A 22,078-nucleotide genomic window follows, 5' to 3' on the forward strand; every position below is an offset into this window, starting at 1 on the left:
AACAGATGAGTAGAGAAGAAGAGAGACTCCACAAACTCGAAAATGCTCCTATACCACGCCTCCTATTCACTTACGCCCTCCCCTCGGTGATAGGAGCGGTAGTCAATGCTCTCTACAACATAGTAGACCGTATCTTCATAGGGCAGGGGGCCGGAGATGATGCCCTAGCCGGTATGGCAATAACATTGCCCATTCTTCTCTTTTTGGTGGCTTTTGGTATGTTGGTAGGGAGTGGGGCGGCTGTTCGTGTCTCTATCTATCTAGGGCGGAATGACCATAAGACGGCAGAGCGTCTTTTGAGTAATGCCATTATGCTTACGCTCCTTTTCAATGTGACTATATGCTCCATGGTTCTGCTTTTTATGGATCCTCTGTTGCATCTCTTTGGGGCTAACGACATAATTATTCCCTACGCCAAGGAGTATCTCTATATTGTAGTCCCTGCCAATATTGTATCAGACCTTTGTTTCAGTTACAATGCCATCATGCGAGCATCCGGCTATCCCCATAAAGCCATGATTTCGATGCTCCTTGGGGCTGTGCTCAATTGTATCCTAGACCCCATCTTTATTTTTGATTTTGGTTGGGGCATAAAGGGGGCGGCTTGGGCAACCGTCATTTCGGAGATTGTGGCTGCTGTGTTTGTCATGAGTCACTTCTTCAATCAGCGTCATACGCTCCACTTCTCTCGTTCTTGGGGCGACTATCGTCCGGACTTCAAGATGATGTTGGCAATTGTTTCCATCGGCATTGCTCCTTTCGTCATGATGATTGTCAATAGCCTTATCAACATCATCATGAATCGGAGTTTTGTGTACTATGCCGCCTCTACTGCAGAAGCTAATATCTCCATAGCTGCCTATGGAATTATCCTTAGTATTACCCAGTTATTCATCCAGTTTATGGTGGGGGTTTCTATGGGGATGCAGCCGATTGTCGGGTTCAACCTTGGGGCGCGTAAGATACGCCGCTCCATAGATACGTATAAGTTAGCCGTCCTAGTGAATGTTTCTGTAGCGGCTATTGGTTTTGCAATGGCCCTATTTACTCCCAGTTTAATTGTACAGGCTTTCTCTAGAGAAGGGGATGGTGCCCTTGTTACTTTTACAACGCAGGCTCTGGGGATCGCCATGATGGCATTCCCTATTATTGGTGTACAAATCACGAGTGTGCAGTTTTTCCAGAGTTTAGGTAAGAGTGGTAAATCGATGTTTTTGAGCCTTACCCGCCAAGTCGTTTACCTTATCCCATGCCTTCTTATCTTCCCTATTTTTATGGGGACTAAAGGGATTTGGGTTTCGATGCCTATAGCGGATACCTTGGCCGGTATTACCAGTATTCTGATGGTGCTATACCAGATCCCTCGCTTGCTGAAGCGGTATACTCACGAGCCGGACGAGGCAAAAGAAAAGGTGCTAAAGGGGTGATTCACCTCAATAGCACCTTATATGTACTCTCTCTTTGGGAGAGAATGTTTTTGCGGATAGCGGCTTTAGCTCATTACTTTGTCATATTCTTCGCTGAGGGTTTGCATGATCTCGGCAACCGATCGGATGGATGAAATCTGAGCGGTTACCTGTCCAATTTCCGGTTCTCCCTCAGCTAGATCTCCCTCGAAGATCCCTTTTTTAGCACGGCCTTTGCCTAGTAGAGCCTGCATTTCTTCGGCGCTTGCTCCACGATCTTCTGCGGCTACAACTTGTTCCCAAAAGCCTTTTTTCAGCAATCGTGTTGGAGCAAGTTTTTTGAGTACAAGGGCTGTATCTCCTTCTCCTGCAGCGCAGCAAGCCTGCTTGAAGTCGGGGTGTGCCGAACTCTCCTCGCTTAGAGCAAAAAGGGTACCGATCTGTACTCCTTCCGCCCCTAGGCACTGAGCTGCTGCAATGGCACGGCCTGAGGCAATACCGCCTGCGGCAATAACCGGAATCTTTACAGCGTCTACAACGGAAGGGATAAGGCACATCGTGGTTGTTTCCTCTCTACCATTGTGACCGCCGGCCTCGAAACCTTCTGCCACGATGGCGTCTACTCCTGCGGCTTCTGCCTTTTGAGCGAATTTGGCGCTACTAACAACGTGCAGTACTTTGCATCCCGCCTCGTGCAATTTGCCTGTCCAAGTTTTAGGATTTCCGGCAGAAGTTACTACAATGGGCACCTTTTCGTCCATAATTATCTGCATCATCTTATCCATTTCCGGGTAGAGGAGAGGCACGTTTACGCCAAAAGGACGAGTTGTAGCTTGCTTACACTTTTGGATATGTTCAAGGAGAGTCTCGGGGTGCATGGAGCCGGCTCCGATGAGTCCAAGCCCTCCGGCATTACTTACAGCCGCTGCCAAACGCCAGCCGCTACACCAAACCATTCCCCCCGATATGATAGGTTTCTCTATCCCGAGGAGCGAGGTGAGTCTATTTGTCTTCGTCATTATGCTATATTATTATAGGATTTAATTGCATCAATCATAGATGCAAACTTACGTCTTTCTCGTTGATTACAGCTAATCTCATGGGAGATTCTTTGCTACTAGGAGGATCTGTCAAATTTGTATCCCAAAGTGGAATTTTTCCCGTTGACTAGCAAAAAAAGCAAAAGGACGCAGACAGGCAAGTTGAATATGGGCTATTATACAATAGATTCGGAGTATTTACTACTGTTGAAGAAGTAGGTAATCTCCTAGAGGGTGAAGAAGATGCTTAGAAATCCCCATGTTATCTGTGTGTTTTCAAGTTGTAAGAAGATAGCTTGGATATGTTTCTATTTGTAAGAAGAATATTTATGCAAGAAAAAGAGTGATTGCGTTTTGCCTTTCTGAGATTATTTTATAACTTTAGCCCCAAAATCAAGAGAGTGAGTAGGAAGCGCAGACAGATTCTCCGCAGTCGGTTCCGCTAACTTATTGATACAAAGGATTAGATACTGTAACTAGGTGTTCTTTGCTTATGAAAAAAACATTACTAATGATGCTTACACTGCTTTCCATAACTCTGACGGGTATGGCTCAAACGACAGCAGTGGTGAACTTTTCCTCTACATCAGGGGGAACGGTGCGTGCTAACACGCTTGACTACCAAGAGGTCAAGTCTGGTGATGCTATTGCAGTTGGTACGGAGATTATGCTTCGGGTAAATCTTACCAACTATGAAACAACCTACGTCAAAGGATGGAAGATTAACGGTAACGAAGAGTTTCCATACCAGGAAGAAATTAAGTACACGGTACAGAGCGGAGAGAATAATCTAGAGGCTCAGGTTCTCCCGCTTCCTGCAGAGGGCTTTAAGGTTACGGTCAAAGCCGGCTCCGGTGGTAAGATCGCAAAGACCGAACGTATGGATGCCGATTATAATTGGATTCCTTTTGAGAGTGGCGATATACTGCCCACACGCAGAAGTGTCCATATTGTTTCGGAGGCTGACCCTGGCTATGCTGTAGAACAATGGCTGATTAATGGTAAACCCCAAAGTTCTTCTGCCGAATTGTGGACATTTACGAGTACTCCCCTAGATATTGAAGTGCGCTTTAAGCAGATCAAATTCTATAAGGTGGACTTCTCTGTAGAAGAGAATGGTAGTATACAAGCTAGCTATCTTAAGAACAATTGGGATACTCAGTTTTCTTCGGGAGAAGAGTTGCCCGAGGGGTCGCAAATTACCTTCTTTGTTACCCCCAATGAGGGTTATAAGGTTGATAAGTGGATTGTCAATGGGGTAGAGGAAGAACCTAATCTCTATATGCCACAGAGACTCCAAATGTCCCTTACCGACAACCTCACCGTAAAGGCTGTACTTAAGGCTCTTCCTCCTAAGCACCATATCAAAGTAGAGAAGGGACAGGGTGGTAGCGTAACGGCATTCTTCGTTGACCCCGAAGATGGATACAATGTTTCATTTGACTGGGAAAAAGATATCCAAGAAGGAGTAGAGCTTTCGGTACGTGCTACGCCCAACCCAGATTACATGATAGATAAGTGGTACTACAATAATGAAGAGGTACAACCTAGCGAGGAAGACCCCGAACTATATGTCTTTACAATAAAAGAGCCTGCAACTATTCTTGCCACCTTCAAGCCTGGTAAGTCTGGCTACAAGGTAGACTATTCTGCAGGAGAACACGGATCTATCGAAAAGGCAGAGGTATATCTACCTTCTGGTATTACTTCGTTTGAATCAGGACAGTCTATACCTTCAGGTACAACTGTCGCTATAACAGCTAAACCAGACAAGGGCTATGGTGTAGACCAGTGGTATGTAAATGAAGAGCCCCAACAGGCCTATGCCGGAAAGCTAACGCTAGAAACTGAGATCGGTAGACCTACGAAGATCCGTGTGACCTTTGTGAAGGGAGCGGCCGTTGAGTACCCCGTATCTTGGTCAATAGAGGGCGGAATCATGATCGCTAAATACAAAAAGAATCCCGAAGATGCTACATTCACCTTCCCTAAGAGTGGAGATCGCATTGAGGAAGGAACAGAGGTTACTTTCTGGGTTAACCCCGGGACAAACGAGGTTAAGGAGTGGTTCGTCAATGGTATCCTAAGAGAAGACCTCGCTGGCGTTAAGGAAACCTCTTTCTTCATTGAAGGTGAAACAAATATCAAGGTTGTTTGTGCAGCTCCCGCTCCCACATCCTACAAACTAACCTATACTGCAGGTGCTAATGGTTCGCTTGTTGCAAATAGAGAGAGTGGCGAGACTATCTCTTCCGGATCTGCTGTAGATACAGATACTAAGGTTAGACTTACAGCTACACCTAACGAGGGCTTCGAACTAGAGAAATGGATTGTCAATGGTTCTACGCTATCCGATAAGGGGCTCTCTATTGAGCTTATGATGGACAAGGACCAGACTGTAGAAGTTTCCTTTATCAAGAAGGTTGTTGAGTACACACTATCCTATAGTATTAAACCAGAGGCTCAAGGTAAGCTAGTGGTAACTAATACGAAGACGAATGAGGCGATCGCTTCCGGCTCTAAGGTGGTTGAAGGTACAGAGATAACCTGCCAAGTAACTCTACCAGAGGGCTCCAATTGGTTGCTAGAAAAGTGGGTGATCAATGGTTCTGACTATGCAGAAGGTGCTAAGATGTCTTCGATCAAATTTACAGTCTCTAAGGACCTAAAGATTGAAGCTGTCCTAGTACAAAACAATGCCGTAGATACTCCTGCCCATGCAGGCTATATCGTATTTATAAAAGACGGACAGCTACGTATCGAAGGTCTATCGGCTCCGGCTCAGATATTCTTATACAATACACTCGGTGAGCTTATTCTCTCTCGTCAGGTTGAGACCTCACCGATCGTTCTCGGCGATCTACCAGAGGGTATTTACTATGTACTTGTAGAAGGCAATGTCTACAAGGTTGTGAAATAACTTTCTCTCTTAGATAGACAATAACAATTCCCCTAGGCAATGCGTTCCAGCGTATTGCTGCGGGGGTTGCTACTCGAATTCACTGGTTAGTAATAAATAGAATCGAACAAAATGAACAAGAAAAACTACTCATTTACTAGTAGATTTTGGTGCACATTGTGTCTCCTTGTCTACTGTGGGTTCCTTTCAACCTTGTCGCTCTCGGCTCAAGGGAAGGGGTGGAAGATCTCTTTGGCTCCTCCTGCTCTAGAGTCGCCTGCTAATGTGACAGCCAATGGCTTTACGGCTACTTGGAGCAATGTTAGCGTACAGCAGAAGAATAGCGATGGAACCCCATGGAACGAAGTATTCTTCCGTTCCATCATCACTAGAGAGATTAAGGCTACGAAAGATGGCGTTTATAAGATCGCTAATGCAGTCATCAAGCCCAATCCCGATGGTACCAGAAAGCAGGTATCTTACGTGCAGACCTACCTCAATGATCAACTCTCTCAAACAGACTGGAGTACGGCGTTGCTCTATTGGACTCCTAACGGGTTCTCTGTCAATGCCAAGGATATGGAGGGCTCTGGTTTGCCCGCTGATATGATTGGGGCTAATGCACGTATTACATCTCCCGTCATGGACCTCTCCAATGGCGACAGAAAGTACACGGTAGAGTTTACTGCAAAGGCACTACAAGCAAACGGCCAATCTGTCAAGATGAAAATCTTTGGTTATGGAGAAGAGCTCAATTATATTGGCGGTGTACCTGGTGTTAAGGACTTTACGCTCCCCAACGATGGTAAGGCTCATAAGTTTAGCTTTGACTTCGATGGTGGTACTTGGTGTAACCGTGTCATCATTGAAATTAATGACTTTGCAGAGGTGGAATTCTCTGGAGAACTTGCAGTAAAGCAGCAACTTAAGAAGGGTGAAACCTCTTTCCGTAGCACTTACTACCTCATCATCCCATTCCAATTGGTTAAGTCACATAGTGACAATCCTGAGGATATACCTTTGGGTCCTGAGCGCTATAAAGTGAAATATTCGTATGACTTTGCATCGGGAAATAATTCACCTATCGACTCTCGTTGTTTAGATCTCAATGCTGCAAAGGCAGATGGTGAGCGCATTGCTTATCGTATGTTGTATACCGACAATTCGCCATCTTATGGAGATCGTCGTAACCTAAACAAGTCGATGTACTCCGCACCGGCCTATTTTGATAATGTCGAAGAGGATAATAATTACCTCTATGTAGGATATTGTGGCTATGAAGCTCCTAACTACGAGGCTGTTGAGCCTTCAGGTCCATCTTGGGCTGGTTACCATGGTGGTGCCATCAAGATAACCAAGGAGTTGCTTAAGGATCATATTGGTAGCAAGGTAGTAGGTGTTCGCTTTGCCTCTGCTGCTTGTTTGCAAGAGAACCAGGTTAATGACAATCCTGGTTACTTCGATGTTAAACTCCCTTGTATCTTCCTTGCTAAGACTGTACTAACTCTTGATAGAACGGATATCAATAACCCCGTAGTTATTACTCCTTGGGAGCCTATCGAGGTAACCTCCGTAGGTAAATTTAAGGATGGATGGAATAGTCTCTTCTTTGCTAATCCCTATCTAATTACAGAGGAAAGCGAGTTCTTTGCAGGGGCTTACGCTTACGATGCTGCCGCTAAGGGCGGGATCCTTGTACGTAGCTACCATACTCCCGGAGAAGATCCTAACTCCGCTTGGATTGCAACAAACTGGAGTACTTATACCATTGGTGAGGCTCAGTTCAATAGCAAGGTGAACAAGTGGGAAGGTCCTCTTTTGATGCAGGTCATCATTGAACCTAAGGCTGTAGATCCCACAATCCAAAATCGTGGTGAGTTGCGTGGTCTTACAGTACCTGCCTTCGCCTTCACAGATGAAGAGTTGAAGCCTACTGTAGATCTCTTCAACTCCGGTATCAAGGATATCACTACTATTAAGGTTGAGACAGAGTTAGGCGGTAAAAAGCAGGAGCAGACCGTAGAGCTACCCAAATACTTGTCTTCTTCTTTGACACAAGCTGTTGAGTTGCAAGCGATTAATCACGATGGGGTCTCTGGTAAACTTAAGCTAACTGTCAAACTTCTTGAAGTAAATGGAGTTGCTCTCAAGACTCCTTCTGTACAAACAGCTGATCTAGAACTTCTCAGAAGAGACGAAGTTTTTGAGCGTACGACCCTTGTAGAAGTCTTTACTTCTGAGGCTTGTCAATACTGCCCCGCTGGTGTGAAATGGATGGATGAGCTTATCAACAAACCCGAAAACGAAAAGATCCGCAAGAATCTAGCTGTTGTATCTCACCACTCTTTCTTTGCTCCCGACTTTATGGAGCATTCCTATAGCAAGGGCTTGGCTCCATTCTATGGCGTAAGAAATGATAATGGTGATATCACGTTGGTAAGACCCAGCTCTCCGACCAATATGTTCAATCGTAAGCCTGTGGCTGCACTCGACGATGCAAGAGGAAAGAATGGTTCTGTATGTGGTATCATAAAGAATCAAACAGAACTAGAAAAGGTTGTAGACGATGCAAAGAGAAATCCTGCTTCTGTACGCCTAGAGGTTAAGCCTTGGTTCACGAAGGACAACAATAAACTTAACGTTATCGTAGAGGGGCATGCTTCAGCTCGTCTGGATCGCTCTCGCCCTGTATATCTAACGATCATGGTTACCCAAGATCAGATAGCAACTCGTGATCAGAAGTATAGTGCTTCTCCCATCCCAGGCTTTGTACACACTAATGTTCTTAGATATGTAGATGATGCTGGTTTCAAGGGTACTGAAGTGAAGTTCGATGAGAATGGAGACTTCAAGATTGTAAAGGAACTTCCCATCAACTCAACAAATGCTACGACAGGTAAGCTTGAAGACAATGCAATGCTTCTAGAGGGTAGCAATAATACCCTAGAGGATGCAATGAAGCAGGCCAATGTAGTTGCATTCCTACACTACTATCAAGAGCTTCCTACCAATGATAACGTAGAAAACAATGATAAGCGACTCCTCGCTAATGAGGTTCTCAATGCTGCTCAAAATAGAGTTTCTTTCTCTAGCCCTGATGGTGCAGATATGATCGCTAATCAGAATGTTCACGTAACGGTACAAGACGGATCTATTGAGGTAAATGTTCCCTATACCGATTTGAAGGTGTATGACATGGCTGGTCATATGATTTCTGCTACTGGCATACAAGAAGGTATTTATCTAGTTCGCCTTGAACTAACAAATAGTTCTGTGATCTTTACGAAGGTCATTGCTAAGTAGTCTCATCCTTGTGCCCTTCATCTCTGAGTCTTCTTTGCTATAGAAGACCCGGGATGGGGGGCTTGTTATAGACTTTGCAACTAAATAATACAGATATAAGTAATGCGTTTACTAAAACAGTTATCAGTAGTCTCACTCCTATTATTGGGTACCTCGCACACTCTTTTTGGGCAAGGTCTCTTCTCCGGGGGTGATGGCTCTAAATCAAATCCTTATCAAATTGCTACGGAGCAGGACCTCCGTACACTAGCTGAGCAGGTGGATAAATCCAATAGCTTTGCTGGGAAATATCTTAAGCAAACAGCAGACATTACCTTCTCAGAGGGGACGCCGGTACTGCCTATTGGGGGGCCTCTCATCGAAGATTTCCACCGAGATGAGAATCGTTGCTTCCAGGGTGAGTATGATGGAGGCATGCACAAGATTTACAATCTCAATATCTATGATAAGCTACAGCTAGAAGTTGAAGGAGATGAGGCTCACATGGCTGTAGGTCTTTTTGGGGCTCTCGGTCCTCGAGCTACCGTTAAGAATGTTGTTATTGCCTCCGGGCATATCTATGGTTTTGCATCCGTAGGAGCCATTGCAGGGCGTATCACCGAAGGGTGTACTGTCACTCGTTGTAAGGTTGGGCCTGATGTGCGCATCTCTTGCTGGAGCAGTGGGGGAGGTGTCGTTGGCTCCTCTTTGGGCAAAAACATGAAGATTATTGAGTGCGTTAACTATGCCAATGTCGCTGTCTATGGTCAGGGTATACACAAGACCGCAGGGGGTATCATTGCTTCTTCGCCCAACACCACTATAATAGGTTGTGCCAACTTTGGAGACATTTGGGCAAAGGATGGATTTGCTGGTGGTATCCTTGGATACATGCCTCAGTCTACTCAAGAATTCATTTTTGATTATCCAGAGCTTAGGAGTTGTATGAATGCGGGAGACGTCTCTTCAATGGGTACAAACTCTGCAGGCTTGATCGGGGTTGTGGCTTACAACCTAACAGATGATAATGGTCCTATTCCTCATCGTTTGATTTCAAACTCTTATAACTATGGTCAGACAATGGCCGCTTATACTCGATGTTTTGGACCTATCTGTGCCTTCCATACAGGGAATAGATTTCCGCTTACTGTGGATAAGGTTTTCTATAACAAGGATCGCTATATCGTGAAGTCTGATGGTTCTGCTGATGCTCAGCTAGGGTATTCACTAGGAGAGGCTAAGACACATGCAGAGTGTACTTCGCCCGAGTTCATCACAACTCTCAACGATGGAGGGGTGTCTCTCTTTGAGGCAGATAGACATCACATCAATGGTACTATGCCCATCCTCAAGTGGATCAATGAAACCTATGATCCCGAGATCGATAAGCCTAATCAGTATCGTAAGGATCGTAAGTCTTTGGTTTACAAGCGCCGTGCAGGTTCTTTCTTCCCTCCCAACCGTTCGGGAGACTTCTTGATCTACGACAAGGGGCTACTTATCCCTAACATCCAAGCAAAGTCTCTCGGATGTAATATCGACAGAGGCTTTATAGATCGTGTATTACCGGTTAAGGGGGGGAGCAATTACACTTTCTTCATGTCTTCCTCGGCCTTCCGTCGCGAAATTAAAGAGGATGGTATGTATGTAGCTGAGCGTCCTAATAAGCCCGCAGACCATTGGCTCATTACTCCTTCTTTTAAGGTAGAGGCAGGATCTCCTTGGTTCCATTGGGTCGCTGCATCAGAGGATGGTAAGATGCCCTCTACTTATGCTCTATATATTGTAGCAGATGCTCAGGCAACGACTCCTGAGAAATTCCTTTCAACTGAGCCTATTTATGAAGTTGAAGCGGAGCAGGAGATCCAGGATATGAAGGAAACTATTGAGGATGAAGAGCGTTTTTATTGTGTATTACATGCTCACAAGGTAGACCTCTCAAAGTTTGTAGGTAAGGAAGTGCGTCTTGCATTTAGAGATCGCACTGTTGATCAGTTCAACCTACTGATAGGACAGATGAAGATGGGGCAAGCCAATGCTGTAGAGGCTGTAAATGGTACAACTACCAATATCGCAGTTGCAAATCAGACGATCACGGCAACTCATCCCGATAGCCAACTCACTCTTTATAGCTTAGAGGGGATTCGCCTTGCACAAGCACAAGACCAACTCGTCTATAGCGGTTATCCGGGTGTCTACGTGCTAGTAGTGTCAGATGCTACAGGGGATGTAGAACGGCACAAAGTTATCCTCTATTAATCTCTAATTCATAAGGACCGATTACAATGCTTGAGAAAAACCTTCTCTTCTTGTAGTCGGTCTTCTTCTTCAATCTCATATTCACTTAATATTAGTAAGGACCTATGAAAAGAACGAGTACACTGATGTCTGTTGTCTTATCGATGACAACTATCACATCGCTCTCGGCTCAGGAGCTCCAGAGTCGAAAAGCCTCCGTTAACCCCCGCAATGCAGGGGCAGAGATTACTGTAGTAAATGGCAAGTCGGTTCTTCGGGAAGGCTCTCATCCCTCGGAATCTATGGGCAAGTTAACCCTCTTCCACCGAGAGGACTTCTCGCTAATGACTGCCGGTACAGAGGCCGAACCGGACACTGTTGGTACCATCTGTGCTCCTGATGGGACCTATAAGTATCGCATGTGGCAAAACATAGACCCTAAGTATACCCATTGGCGTGGCTGGGGTGGATCTTTTAAGGATCTTACCTTTGAAGAGTGTAAGGGTAAGGGTTATACCCACGCTGCCGGAGGTACCATCCACCTCGGGAGTAAGGAGGGTGCAAAACTTAATACGCCACCTCTAGATCTTAAGAATGTCATTCTCCACGAGGAGGAGCCTAATAGTGACAATATCATTGTTCTACGCTTTAAGGCCAAGGTGACGCAGGAGATTGATCCGGAGCTTTGTGCTGTACGTCTATTTGTAGAATCTGCCGAGACCTCTTGGTATTGCGATAGTGACTTCCCGACTTATAAAGGGTCGTGGGATGTGCTACGCCAACTCTCGCCCAATATTACTACGCTATCGAAAGACTGGAATACCTATGAGGTCGTTTTTGCGGGTGCCGGTCACAGTACCATTGTCAACATGGGCTTCATGGTAATGCCTATGAGTAGAGAAGTCGCAGAGACTGGAGAGTTCCACTTTGATATGCTTGTCGATGATATTGAGATCTTCAAAATGGAGCCCTATCTACCGATTCCAAAGGTTACCCCTCACTCTAGCTTCATGGGCGATAGCTTTGTTGCCAATTGGGAAGCCGTTGAAGGAGCTGATCGCTATTTCATTGATGTCTACTGTATGCAACCCGATCCCATGTACCCTCCCAATCCTATGGGGCAGCAACCTATGGTACGTAAGGATGTGATCGTAGGACAAGAGGTGACCGGTACCAGCTATAAGGTAACGGGTGTTGAGCCTCAGTACACTTATTACTACAATGTACGCGCAGCAAAGGGAACAAAGGAGTCTTACCGCTCTGTTGATCAGGCTGTAAATGGTATTGCTAAACCTGAACTCAAGGACGTGTCGGAACTCACTGCCGGACGCTACGTTGCATCTTGGACCGGGGTTCCCTCTGCCGGACGCTATGCTTACATGGCTTATCATGACAGACGAGTATATCAGGATTCTGAGGTTACAATTATTGATGAAGACTTCACCGGAGTGAAGGATCTTGATGGCAATTCTACCGGTTGGTCAGTGGATAATCGTCCTACGGGTAGCTATGGTAGAGCCTTCCCGAAAGACCTCCATATGCCGGGATGGGAGATGTACGCTTACTCGCCGTGTACAGACTATGTAGGCTTTGATGGTTGGCAGTATATCAACCACGGAGTTAGTGCCTCAATGCAATCTCCTGAGCTTGACCTCTCACACGGAGGTGGCGTGATTAACGTCTCTATGAGTCTCTATAGCGCTTATGCCAAGGAGAGCAACCAATTCCCACAAGCTGCTCTTGCCCTCTTCAACTACAACGAAGAGACAGAGCGTTATGAGCAGGCAGACCTTGTATATCCCGCTGAGGAGAATGAGATGCCCATTATCAATCGTTGGCAAGACTATCGGGTACAGCTTAAGAATGGTAGTAAGCGTTCTATCATAGCTCTCTTTGCAGTCAAGGGGCCTGAGTATCTCTTTGTGGATAACTTCAAGGTAACACAACGTTTCAAGAAGGGTGAATCTTACCTCGCACCATACTTTGGCGAACCTCTCTTTGATGGTACCTCTATTGATGTGACCGTACCCGAAGCCGTACAAGGTGATGCTCTCTATCACCGAGTTAAGGCTATCAAGGCTACTGAGAGAGACCTGATCTCGAGCGCCTTCACAAAGATGGGCTTGGTACGCAATATTACTGCAAATACTCCACTCGTTCTTACGGAGCCTACAGCTCGCTTGGCTAATGGAGTACTCTCTATTGCCAATCCTAATGGGGATGCCGTTTACGTCTATGACGTAATGGGACAAATTGTGTACAGAAATGAACTTGGTGATCGTGAAATAGAAGTAGCTCTTCCCGGCGAGGATGCCTACATCGTACGTATCGGTCATGTAGTCAGCAAGGTTATCTAATATTAGAGCCTAGTACGAATTTCAATTTTGTGGGGGTCGGACTTGTCCGGCCCCCACTTGTATTATACCCCCTCTTTGTGGAGACTGTAAATCTTTTTCGGACACTACCGTCGAAAACATAATTTTCCAGACGTGGAAAATGATTCCAGACGTGCTGAAAAGAAAATTCCGATGTGTCGAAATTTCGGGGTGGGGACCGAAGATTTATAATCTCTTACTAGACGGATCGTTATTCTAGTAAGGAGAAATCTGTAAAATTCAGGTTTAGATTCGGGAAAAGAGATGGGAGGATGAAGCCCCCTGCTTAGCGGATTTGGCTGTTGGGGAGTAGCTGCTGCAGATGCTTGGCTAGGGCCTCCATTTGCCATCTTGGAGTGGAGGTTGCCCCGCAGATACCGATACTTTCATCTTCTCCGGATGGTAGCATATCGGGGGTTAGTTCCTCGGGGGAGCCGAGAAAAAAGGTCTGAGGATTGGTTGAGCGACACTTCTCAAACAGCACCTTCCCATTCGAGCTCTTCTTGCCTGCAATGAAGAAAATGCGGTCGTGACACAGGGCAAACTCTTGGATGTGTGGGATGCGGAGGGCTACTTGTCGGCAGATGGTGTCGGCGAAGGTAAAGGCTACGCCCGGGTGCATTCGCTGCTTAATTTTCTCTACAATCTCTCCAAAGGTCTCGAGAGACATTGTCGTTTGGGATATAAGGGAGATGGGGCGAGAGAAGTCGAGTTGCTCAATCTCTTCGGGCTCTTGTATTACAATGGCCTCTCCGTTGGTTTGCCCTACTAGGCCATTGACTTCGGCATGTCCTCTCTTGCCAAATATGACAATCTGAGTGTGCTGTGCTGCTCCCTCTTGGTAGTATTTGCGGATTCGCTTTTGCAGCTGGAGCACTACGGGGCAGGTTGCATCTACAATTGTGATTCCTCGCTCTCGGGCGGCTTGATATACGGCGGGCGGCTCCCCATGTGCTCGAATGAGTACACGTTTGCCACGGAGAGCATCGAATTGCTCGTAATCAATGGTGGAAAGCCCCATATTCTCGAGCCTATCGACTTCGTTTTTGTTGTGTACAATATCCCCCAAGCAATAGAGGAGTTCTCCCTCTGGAGCTGAGGCCATCTCTCGCTCGGCTTTCTTGATGGCATGAACGACACCGTTGCAGAAACCCGACCGATGATCTATTTCGATGGTAATCATTTTTAGTCGGAGCAGTGAGCGATGGTCTCTCTAGCCCACGAGAGAGCAACCTCATCTTGCTGATCTAGCGTAAGGTCTGAGTTGTCAAGTACTCGGGCATCTTCGGCTTGGCGTAGCGGAGAAACGGCACGAGTGGAGTCGATGCGATCCCGTTCTCTTAGGTTGGTTAGGACTTCTTCTAGAGTAGAGGTTGTGTCTCCCTTGCTTCGCAGTTCGTCAAAACGGCGCTGGGCACGCACCTCGGGGCGAGCTGTGACAAATATCTTAAGTTCGGCAAAGGGGAAAACGGTAGTGCCGATATCTCGTCCATCCATTACGATCCCTTTCTCTCTCCCTAAGGCTTGTTGCTGTAGGGTTAGCGCGGTGCGAACAAAGGGAAGTGCGGCAATGGGGCTAACATGATTGGAGACCTCCATCGTGCGGATGGCTTCTTCTATATCCTCATCGTTGAGGAGAGTACGTAGTTGTCCTTGGCTGTCTCGCTTAAAACTTACCTTGAGTTGAGGCATATCGTTAGCTAGTCGCTCTTGATCCACCTCGCCTTGGGGCCACATTCCCTGTCGTAGCGAGTAGAGCGTGATGGCGCGATACATAGCTCCGCTATCAATATAGATATATCCTAGAGACTTAGCTAGGGCTTTTGCCATGGTGCTTTTGCCACAAGAGCTATAGCCGTCAATGGCAATTGTAATCTTCCTATCCGTCATACGAAGAGAGACTTATATGAATTATTCTACTTAGAAAACATACTGATCGCTCCCAAAGTTCGTGCAAAACGTAACCATGAGGCTAAGAGAAGAGGGATGGTAGCGCGATGCTGCAATCCCAAGGCGGAAGGCACGGTGATTGAAGCCAACTCCGAGAGAAAACCCCGAGAGGAAATTACCATTCTGCACCTTGAGGTCTTGGGCAACTCTAGGGTTGTAACCGAGACCGATCCATAGCATATCGTCCATAAGATACTCCGCTCCCAATGTGAAATGGCGAACGAAGCGACTCATAAACTTCTGGGAGGTACTGAGTGAAGAGCGGAGGATTACGGGATTCAGTCCATAGGCTGTAGCATGGATGCGAAAGGGGGCATGTAAAAAGCGTTGGGAGAAGCCAAGCCGGAGATCCCAAGCCGGAGGAGTCTTTCTCTCACTGTATCCTTTGATTGTTGCTCCGGCATTCGTGATTGCAGCACCCAAAGAGAGACCTTTCTCTCCATCGTAATAGCTCACTCCGGCATCTACCGCAACACCAAAACTATTGTACCGTTCGATATTGCCGTATAGCATCTTAAGGGCAACTCCTCCTCGTAGCTTATCGGTTAGCTCGTAGCTGAATACTCCTTGCAGAGCAACGTCCGTTGCGGAGAAGGTAGAGCCTTGTATGTTGTTTTTGTCATAGCTTGTAAGTTTTCCATAGTTTAGTGCTCTTACGCCCACAGCCCAGGCACCACGCTCCCCCACAGGTAATCCATACATAGCGTTGGCGCCATGTGCCCCCGACATGTAGTTGAGATAGGAGAGAAATAAGCGCCCTGCGGCTTCTTCTCCGTATAGAGCCGGGTTGTCAAAAGCTTGCCCATCCATTCCATCTACATAGGTGAGGGCTAGCCCACCAATAGCCATTGTTTGGGCAGATGTTGGGATATTGAGAAAAGTAAACGACTGCTCCCTCTCTTGAGCCTTAATGTGCGAAGTAGGGAGTAGAAGCACGAGAAGTACTGCCCAAAGAAGGGGGGGAGAAAAGATCTTTTCTACCGAGAGATGTGCCATAAGAGGGGAGAGAGGTTTGTTTCTTTCCATATATCCTACTAACGTGTTATGCATTCTCTGTAGTATATTCTGCCTAGAGGTTTAGTGATGATGTAACCCTCCGAGAGCTGTGCCCCACTGATAGTGAACGAAAATTACAATCAATGCATTGAAGGCAAAAAGAACGACTCCTTGTGCCGTTCGTACTAGTACCTTATTGAGCTGAGCTCCCTCTGTATGGAGCATTGTACGTTGTAGGTGCATCATTTGGGCAAGATAAATCCCCGAAGATAGCATCCCTATGATAGAATAAAAGGGGAATAGGAGGAGGAGTACGGATAGGAGTATATTCGCTAGATAAAGCTTGGGGGCAAGAGACTTCCCAAAGCGTACAAAAAGAGTCCGCTTGCCCGAGAGGGTATCCTCCTCTACATCGCGATAATTATTGACAACGAGTATATTGCAGCTGGCAAAACCCATGGCAGAAGCAAGGGCTATAGCCTCCCAGGAGAGTGTCCCACACTGGATATAGTAAGTGCCACCGCCGGCTACCAATCCGTAAAAGAGAAACACCATAACCTCTCCCAAGCCGTGGTAGGCAAAAGGGAAGGGCCCTCCCGTATAGGCAATGGCCCCTAGGATAACGAGAGCGCCCACAATGAAAAGCCAAGGAGAGGAGAGTAGGATTAAGGCAATGCCCGTAAGGGCCGTTGCAATAATGGTGATAATAAGTAGGTTTTTGACCTCCCGATAGCTAACTTTTCCGAGGGAAAGAGGGCGCTCAAAGCCTTTTCTCTCTTTACCATCAGCCCCTTTTTTGAAGTCGAATAGATCATTTGCAATGTTGCTAATAATCTGCGCCAATAGCCCAACAAGCACGGCGAGAATAGCCGTTGTAGGGCGAAAGAATCCATCTAAGGCAGCAAGTGCAAGTGCCGTAATAACGGGAGCAAGAGAGGCGGGTAGGGTATGAGGACGGACGAGGTGGAGGACTTGTCGTAGTGTCATGAGGGAGTTTAGACGATAGGCTGCTCAGTCAATCTCGGGGGATTGTAGGTTGATATTGGCGAACAGATGGTCGGAGAGGGCAATCATAGCACGCTTTTTGTCCACGGTCCCTATTACAAGTACGAGGCTGTAATTGCTGCTACCGTAGGAGATCATGCGGATGGGAATGTCATCAATAGCGTCTAGAATGCGAGACTCAAAGCCCATGCGATTCCAGCCCATATCCCCCACAACGGCCACAATTGTCATATCCTTTTGGTAGAGTACAGAGCCCCATTCCTCGGCCTCTTCTGCAAATTGGGCTACCTCGGGAGCCTCTTCTACGGCGATGAGATAGCTGTCTCCCATTGTTGTCAGAAGGTCCACACAGAGGTTGTGTTTGGCAATCAATTGGGTAATAGCAATAACATAATCGGATAGGGGAGATCCACTCTTGACATGGGGATGGCGGCGTAGCGTGAGAAGGGAAATACCGTCTTTGGCGGATACGGCTTTGACCATATCTCGGCTAGTCTCACAGGATATGAGAGTGCCGGGGGCCTGAGGGTCGAGTGTGTTGAGTAGGCGAATTGGGATATTGGCACGACGAGCCGGTTCGATACAAGTAGGGTGGAGTATCTTGGCTCCAAAGTGTGCCAGTTCTGCGGCCTCGCCAAAGTGAAGGCGACGTACCGGGCTGGTCACATTCACAACCCGAGGATCGTTATTATGAAGTCCGTCTATATCGGTCCAGATCTGTATCGTTTCGGCATTGGCTGCTTCCCCTACAAGGGTAGCTGTATAGTCGCTTCCGCCACGTCGTAGATTGTCTATTTCGCCGAAGGCATTGATGCAGATATACCCCTCTGTCAAGAAGAGGGCATTGGGGTCGGGCGCTGCTGTAAGTAAGGGCGTTAGATGCTCTTGGATGTGCTGAGGCTCGGGTTCTCCATTATGGTTGATACGCATAAAGGAGAGAGCATCAAGGTGTACGGCATTTATATTCTCATACTCTCTGAGCGTGAATCTCATAAGGGTTGTGCTAATGATTTCCCCTCGAGATAGAATGCGCTTCTCGTTGTTTTGAGTGAAGGCTTCGTTGTGCGTTTGGCTCTGTAATTCGGCAAAAATGGGAGCTAGGGCCTTCCATACCTCTTTGCGGAGGTCCGGTGATTCGAAAAGTTCCTCTATAACGGATTGGTAACGAGCCTCTAGGGTCGCTACAGCCTCTTCTGCCTCTTGCCATTGGGCATTGATAATGCGCTGTGAAAGTTGGACGAGGGCATCCGTCGTGCCGGACATGGCAGATAATATGACGATCTTGCGTCCTGCAATGGAAGAGACCAAGTGTGCCACAGCTCGTATGCGTTGTGCACTACCTACCGAAGTTCCACCAAACTTGAGTACAATCATAGGGTATCGTAGAGATTAAGATAACTAGAAAGAGTCTTCAGTAGAGAGTTGGATTAAGCCTCCGTAGGCTCCATTCCTTGTGGGAAGGTGAGCTTTAGGGAGCGCGATGCGGCCTCTATGGTGTAGGTGGGGGCAGGGAGTTCTCGCATGAGCTCGTGGTTGTGGGTGGCCATAAGTACGGCCGTTCCCTCCTTAGATATTTGTTGTACAAGTTGCCCAATGGATAGCGCCGTTTGGGGGTCTAGCCCGGAAGTGGGTTCGTCCAGCAAGATAAGCTCGGGCTTGACGATGAGTGCGCGCGCAATGCAAATGCGCTCAGCTTCACCTCCCGAGAGTTCGTGGGGCATTTTGTAGCCTTTGCCCTGCATCCCTACCTTCTCGAGTACCTCCTCTATGCGTTGTTGGCGTTCGAGACGAGGAAATTTCCCCGTAGCGCGGAGTACAAAGTCGAGGTTATCAGCTACGGTGCGATCGTAAAGTAATTGATCCGAAGATTGGAATACGATACCCATCCGACGGCGAAGTGCTTGGCGAGCATTGCGCTTGAGGTGAGCTAGATTATACCCCAAGACATAAGCCTCTCCTTTGGTATGAGGAAGCTCTCCGTAGAGAAGCTCTAAGAGAGAACTCTTCCCTCCCCCTACAGGGCCCGATAGGTAGGCGAATTCATTATGCGCCAGACGTATCGTAACATTGTGTATAAGTTGATTTTCTGCACGAGCCACTTGTACATCCTCCAGATGCACTGTGTATTCTGTAGAAGTGGAGTTCTTTTTCATATTGTTCACTCTTTGTGTGATTACTGTTTTGAGGAAATCAAACGAAGGTCTCTCTCTTGGGATTAGTCTTGCTCGAGGAACCTAACGTACTCGTTACAATTGGCTGGCAATTTTTCTAGCGTTGCCGGATTGTAAGAGTCGTATAGGGCATGAAATCCAATATACTTGGCACGAACGAAGGCGGCAATCCCATCAAAAACCTGCATATAATGAGCCAAGGAATGACATTGTATTCCCCCCTCAGAAAACTCTTGTTCTTTACCTCCGCAGGAGACGGCCACTGCCAGCTCTTTCCCCTCCATCTTATCACCGCCTTCGCCATATGCCCAGCCGTAAGTAATAACTTCGTCAAGCCATTTTTTTAGCAGGTAGGGTGCTGCATACCAATAGAGAGGGAATTGAAAAACAATGCGGTCGTGAGCTTCGATAAGAGCTTGCTCGGCGGCAATGTCAAAAGAGGCTCCATCGGGATAAGCATCGTAGAGAAAATGAAGGGTAGCATGCCCACAAGCCGTTTCGCTCCATGCCTTATTTATAGTTGAGGTAGAGAGGGTGGGGTGAACCACTATTACGAGAGTCTTTTTCATTGCTAAATGCCGTTTTTATATAATATCAAAGGGGGAATACCCATTGAGATACCCCAATAAGTATTCCCCCACAAAGTTACAAACTATTTTCTCTGTAGGCGAGATGCTTTAGAAGCAATAGCCAAGACCGATATAAGCTGTAGAGTTCTTAAGAGACAAATCCTTTAGTTGACTTGCAATGCTTTTTGCATCTGTTTGAGCCACATTGAGGAAGCCAAAGTCTGCGCCTACGGTACCATAGATATTGCCGAAGTATAGCATAGCAGATGCACCCCAACCTACATCGAAGCGGCTGGCCTTACCAAGACCAAGGATACCTTCTTTGAAGATATTGAAGCTTGTTATGGCACCCTTAATGCCCGAGCTTTGTGAACCGGCAAGAGCTACAGCAAAGTAGGGACCTGTCTGTGCTGCCAAGCTGAGGCTAGGAGTAAGAGATAGACGATACCCGATATTAACGGGGATCTGTAGATAGTGCATGGTAATCTCGTTTTGAGTATTCTTGTTTATCAAAGAACCGAGTTGTCCTATAAGAGAGCTATCTTCTTTAACCTTACCCTTAGCACCCTTCATTTCGAAAGAGAGACCTGTACTTGCATAGAGCCCTTTGTAGAGAGGTATATCTGCGTAGGCACCTACGTGGTACCCAACTTTCGTGCCACCACTAAGAACCTTTACTCCGTGAGTAGCAAGAGAAGAGAATGCGAATTCAGGACCGGCTTCTACGCGAAGGGTAAACATTTGTGCGGATGCTGTTGCTGTACAAATAAGAGCAGCAGCGAGTGAAATCAATAGTTTCTTCATAAGAATTTCTGATTTTTCTTTATTCTGTTGTGTGTTTGTAACCAAATATTATAGGCCGTAAGCGGCTTTGATCGCATCGTACTTATCCCCCATCTTGAGGTTATAGTACACCTGAGCGAGTACGTAGTAGCACTGATCAGGATTCTTTGCGTATACCTTCTCTAGATAGGGTAACGCTTTTTTGAAGAGTTCGGTAATCTTCTTGTCGGTAGCCGCATCGTACTTGTCGCTAGACTTGAGAGTTACAGCCTTGTTGTAGTATACACGGCCCATGTTGAAGTTAGACTCCGTGAATTCGGGGTCAATAGCGAGAGCCTTACCATACCATTCGAGACTCTTTTCTTCATCGCTGGTTTCATAAAGTTTCCCCATTACGTCGTAGAGTTGAGCATTGTTGGGAGCCTTTTCGATAGCAGAAGCCAAGAGAGAGATCGCCTCTTCTGTGCGGCCCATCTGGATGAGGGTATTGATAAGATTTACAGAGTAGTACGATTCGTTAGGATACAATGAGAGACCTTCTCGCATTGTTTCGATGTACTTGGCTGTATCTGCATTCTCAAGATAGGTTTGAGAGAGGATCTGAATAAGGTCGTTACGACGATATTCTACATTCTTGATCTCTTCTGCAAGCTTGATAGTAAGCTGCTTGTCTCCTGTTTGATAAGCATTGATCACAGAGAAGAAATCTACCATCATAGAGTTAGAGTCTGCAGCTGCTATAGGAGTATCTGCAAACATCGGAAGTTTCTTTATTTGCTTGAAATCGGAGAAGGCACGGAGGGCATCTTTGTAGTTTTGCTTCTCCATGTAGTAGCCCCCTGCATTGATGAAGTAGAGGAGGTTGTTGGAAAAAGCATCCTTAATCTTTTTGCCAAATTTCCCGGGCTTGGTGCTACCGCCATTGGCAGCCGTCTCCATATCGATGGTGCCGATATAGTAGTCAAACATGTCCAGAAGGGCCTTATTCATCTCAGCACGATTCGGCTCTACACCCTCTAGTTGCTTTACGTTCTCGTTTGTAAAGTTGCTCTCTTCTACATATCCTGCAATGTACATTGTTTTTGGGTCGCTCTTTGTTTCTTCGTTTTCGAGAGCTGCTTTGATAAGAGCACGAGCTTCGTTGTAATCGCCCTTTTTATCGGCAATCTTCTCAGCTCCCTTTACATTAGCCTTTTGTGCCATGGCAAACCCACTAGTCATGAGGGCTGTCAAAACAATAGACATTACTTTCTTGGTTGTCTTCATTGCGAATAGTTTTTTATAGTTTATACGCTTTATACCTACCTTCGAGAGTGGAGAGGATCCTACAAGACTGGCCCCGATAGTGCCCTCTTCCCTCTCTA

Annotated in this window: 15 protein-coding genes; 5 read left to right on the forward strand and 10 right to left on the reverse strand. The window is 46.6% G+C overall.

The features are described 5' to 3' along the window. The first annotated feature begins 5 nt into the window (after positions 1 to 5). Positions 6 to 1,427, forward strand: a complete 1,422-nt coding sequence (locus Q0090_RS04165) for an MATE family efflux transporter (RefSeq protein WP_297947748.1) — start codon at positions 6 to 8, stop codon at positions 1,425 to 1,427. A 65-nt stretch (positions 1,428 to 1,492) separates the two neighbouring features. Here Q0090_RS04165 and Q0090_RS04170 read toward each other — a convergent pair whose 3' ends face one another. Beyond that, positions 1,493 to 2,425 carry a nitronate monooxygenase gene (locus Q0090_RS04170; protein ID WP_297947750.1) on the reverse strand — a complete coding sequence of 311 codons (933 nt, stop codon included), beginning with the start codon at positions 2,423 to 2,425 and terminating at the stop codon, positions 1,493 to 1,495. Positions 2,426 to 2,939: 514 nt separating this feature from the next. Between Q0090_RS04170 and Q0090_RS04175 the strand changes: the two genes are divergently transcribed. The 4 genes from Q0090_RS04175 to Q0090_RS04190 all read left to right on the forward strand — a co-directional run bounded on the left by Q0090_RS04175 (position 2,940) and on the right by Q0090_RS04190 (position 13,222). Further along, positions 2,940 to 5,366 carry a hypothetical protein gene (locus Q0090_RS04175; protein ID WP_297947752.1) on the forward strand — a complete coding sequence of 809 codons (2,427 nt, stop codon included), beginning with the start codon at positions 2,940 to 2,942 and terminating at the stop codon, positions 5,364 to 5,366. Between the two features lie 111 nt (positions 5,367 to 5,477). Beyond that, a complete protein-coding gene (locus tag Q0090_RS04180; RefSeq protein ID WP_297947754.1) occupies positions 5,478 to 8,648 on the forward strand; it encodes a hypothetical protein in 3,171 nt (1,056 codons plus the stop codon). A 102-nt stretch (positions 8,649 to 8,750) separates the two neighbouring features. Continuing rightward, the gene (locus Q0090_RS04185) at positions 8,751 to 10,886 is read left to right on the forward strand and encodes a hypothetical protein (RefSeq protein ID WP_297947756.1); all 2,136 of its coding nucleotides are present in this window, start codon (positions 8,751 to 8,753) and stop codon (positions 10,884 to 10,886) included. Between the two features lie 104 nt (positions 10,887 to 10,990). Then, positions 10,991 to 13,222, forward strand: coding sequence for a hypothetical protein (locus Q0090_RS04190; RefSeq protein WP_297947758.1), 2,232 nt, complete (start codon positions 10,991 to 10,993; stop codon positions 13,220 to 13,222). Positions 13,223 to 13,526: 304 nt separating this feature from the next. Here the strand turns inward: Q0090_RS04190 and Q0090_RS04195 are convergent, their stop codons facing one another. From Q0090_RS04195 to Q0090_RS04235, 9 genes are all read right to left on the reverse strand, one after another. Next, positions 13,527 to 14,423: a 4-hydroxy-3-methylbut-2-enyl diphosphate reductase gene (locus Q0090_RS04195; protein WP_297947760.1), complete on the reverse strand. Its 897-nt coding sequence runs from the start codon at positions 14,421 to 14,423 to the stop codon at positions 13,527 to 13,529. Positions 14,424 to 14,425: 2 nt separating this feature from the next. Continuing rightward, the gene (gene cmk, locus Q0090_RS04200) at positions 14,426 to 15,130 is read right to left on the reverse strand and encodes a (d)CMP kinase (protein WP_297947762.1); all 705 of its coding nucleotides are present in this window, start codon (positions 15,128 to 15,130) and stop codon (positions 14,426 to 14,428) included. 30 nt (positions 15,131 to 15,160) lie between these two features. Beyond that, complete coding sequence (porQ, locus tag Q0090_RS04205) at positions 15,161 to 16,216, reverse strand: type IX secretion system protein PorQ (protein ID WP_297947764.1); 1,056 nt, start codon at positions 16,214 to 16,216, stop codon at positions 15,161 to 15,163. A gap of 51 nt (positions 16,217 to 16,267) precedes the next feature. Beyond that, complete coding sequence (gene menA / locus Q0090_RS04210; protein WP_297947766.1) at positions 16,268 to 17,173, reverse strand: 1,4-dihydroxy-2-naphthoate octaprenyltransferase; 906 nt, start codon at positions 17,171 to 17,173, stop codon at positions 16,268 to 16,270. A gap of 24 nt (positions 17,174 to 17,197) precedes the next feature. Continuing rightward, on the reverse strand, positions 17,198 to 18,565 hold the full coding sequence (locus tag Q0090_RS04215) for an aspartate kinase (protein ID WP_297947768.1): 1,368 nt from the start codon (positions 18,563 to 18,565) through the stop codon (positions 17,198 to 17,200). A gap of 53 nt (positions 18,566 to 18,618) precedes the next feature. Beyond that, positions 18,619 to 19,344 carry an ATP-binding cassette domain-containing protein gene (locus Q0090_RS04220; protein ID WP_297947770.1) on the reverse strand — a complete coding sequence of 242 codons (726 nt, stop codon included), beginning with the start codon at positions 19,342 to 19,344 and terminating at the stop codon, positions 18,619 to 18,621. A gap of 62 nt (positions 19,345 to 19,406) precedes the next feature. Continuing rightward, the gene (locus tag Q0090_RS04225) at positions 19,407 to 19,931 is read right to left on the reverse strand and encodes an NAD(P)H-dependent oxidoreductase (RefSeq protein ID WP_297947772.1); all 525 of its coding nucleotides are present in this window, start codon (positions 19,929 to 19,931) and stop codon (positions 19,407 to 19,409) included. Between the two features lie 108 nt (positions 19,932 to 20,039). Then, complete coding sequence (locus Q0090_RS04230; RefSeq protein ID WP_297947774.1) at positions 20,040 to 20,735, reverse strand: porin family protein; 696 nt, start codon at positions 20,733 to 20,735, stop codon at positions 20,040 to 20,042. Between the two features lie 48 nt (positions 20,736 to 20,783). Continuing rightward, positions 20,784 to 21,980, reverse strand: coding sequence for a tetratricopeptide repeat protein (locus Q0090_RS04235; RefSeq protein WP_297947776.1), 1,197 nt, complete (start codon positions 21,978 to 21,980; stop codon positions 20,784 to 20,786). Positions 21,981 to 22,078 lie beyond the last annotated feature (98 nt).

This window comes from uncultured Porphyromonas sp. (assembly GCF_938023125.1).
Taxonomy (GTDB): domain Bacteria; phylum Bacteroidota; class Bacteroidia; order Bacteroidales; family Porphyromonadaceae; genus Porphyromonas.

Excerpts from the sequence above, each read along its gene's own strand:
- Q0090_RS04230 (WP_297947774.1), bottom strand. The coding sequence starts at position 20,735 with ATGAAGAAACTATTGATTTCACTCGCTGCTGCTCTTATTTGTACAGCA.
- Q0090_RS04215 (WP_297947768.1), bottom strand. The coding sequence starts at position 18,565 with ATGATTGTACTCAAGTTTGGTGGAACTTCGGTAGGTAGTGCACAACGC.
- porQ (WP_297947764.1), bottom strand. The coding sequence starts at position 16,216 with ATGGAAAGAAACAAACCTCTCTCCCCTCTTATGGCACATCTCTCGGTA.
- Q0090_RS04220 (WP_297947770.1), bottom strand. The coding sequence starts at position 19,344 with ATGAAAAAGAACTCCACTTCTACAGAATACACAGTGCATCTGGAGGAT.
- Q0090_RS04175 (WP_297947752.1), top strand. The coding sequence starts at position 2,940 with ATGAAAAAAACATTACTAATGATGCTTACACTGCTTTCCATAACTCTG.
- Q0090_RS04170 (WP_297947750.1), bottom strand. The coding sequence starts at position 2,425 with ATGACGAAGACAAATAGACTCACCTCGCTCCTCGGGATAGAGAAACCT.
- Q0090_RS04235 (WP_297947776.1), bottom strand. The coding sequence starts at position 21,980 with ATGAAGACAACCAAGAAAGTAATGTCTATTGTTTTGACAGCCCTCATG.
- Q0090_RS04225 (WP_297947772.1), bottom strand. The coding sequence starts at position 19,931 with ATGAAAAAGACTCTCGTAATAGTGGTTCACCCCACCCTCTCTACCTCA.
- Q0090_RS04195 (WP_297947760.1), bottom strand. The coding sequence starts at position 14,423 with ATGATTACCATCGAAATAGATCATCGGTCGGGTTTCTGCAACGGTGTC.
- Q0090_RS04180 (WP_297947754.1), top strand. The coding sequence starts at position 5,478 with ATGAACAAGAAAAACTACTCATTTACTAGTAGATTTTGGTGCACATTG.
- Q0090_RS04190 (WP_297947758.1), top strand. The coding sequence starts at position 10,991 with ATGAAAAGAACGAGTACACTGATGTCTGTTGTCTTATCGATGACAACT.
- cmk (WP_297947762.1), bottom strand. The coding sequence starts at position 15,130 with ATGACGGATAGGAAGATTACAATTGCCATTGACGGCTATAGCTCTTGT.
- menA (WP_297947766.1), bottom strand. The coding sequence starts at position 17,173 with ATGACACTACGACAAGTCCTCCACCTCGTCCGTCCTCATACCCTACCC.
- Q0090_RS04165 (WP_297947748.1), top strand. The coding sequence starts at position 6 with ATGAGTAGAGAAGAAGAGAGACTCCACAAACTCGAAAATGCTCCTATA.
- Q0090_RS04185 (WP_297947756.1), top strand. The coding sequence starts at position 8,751 with ATGCGTTTACTAAAACAGTTATCAGTAGTCTCACTCCTATTATTGGGT.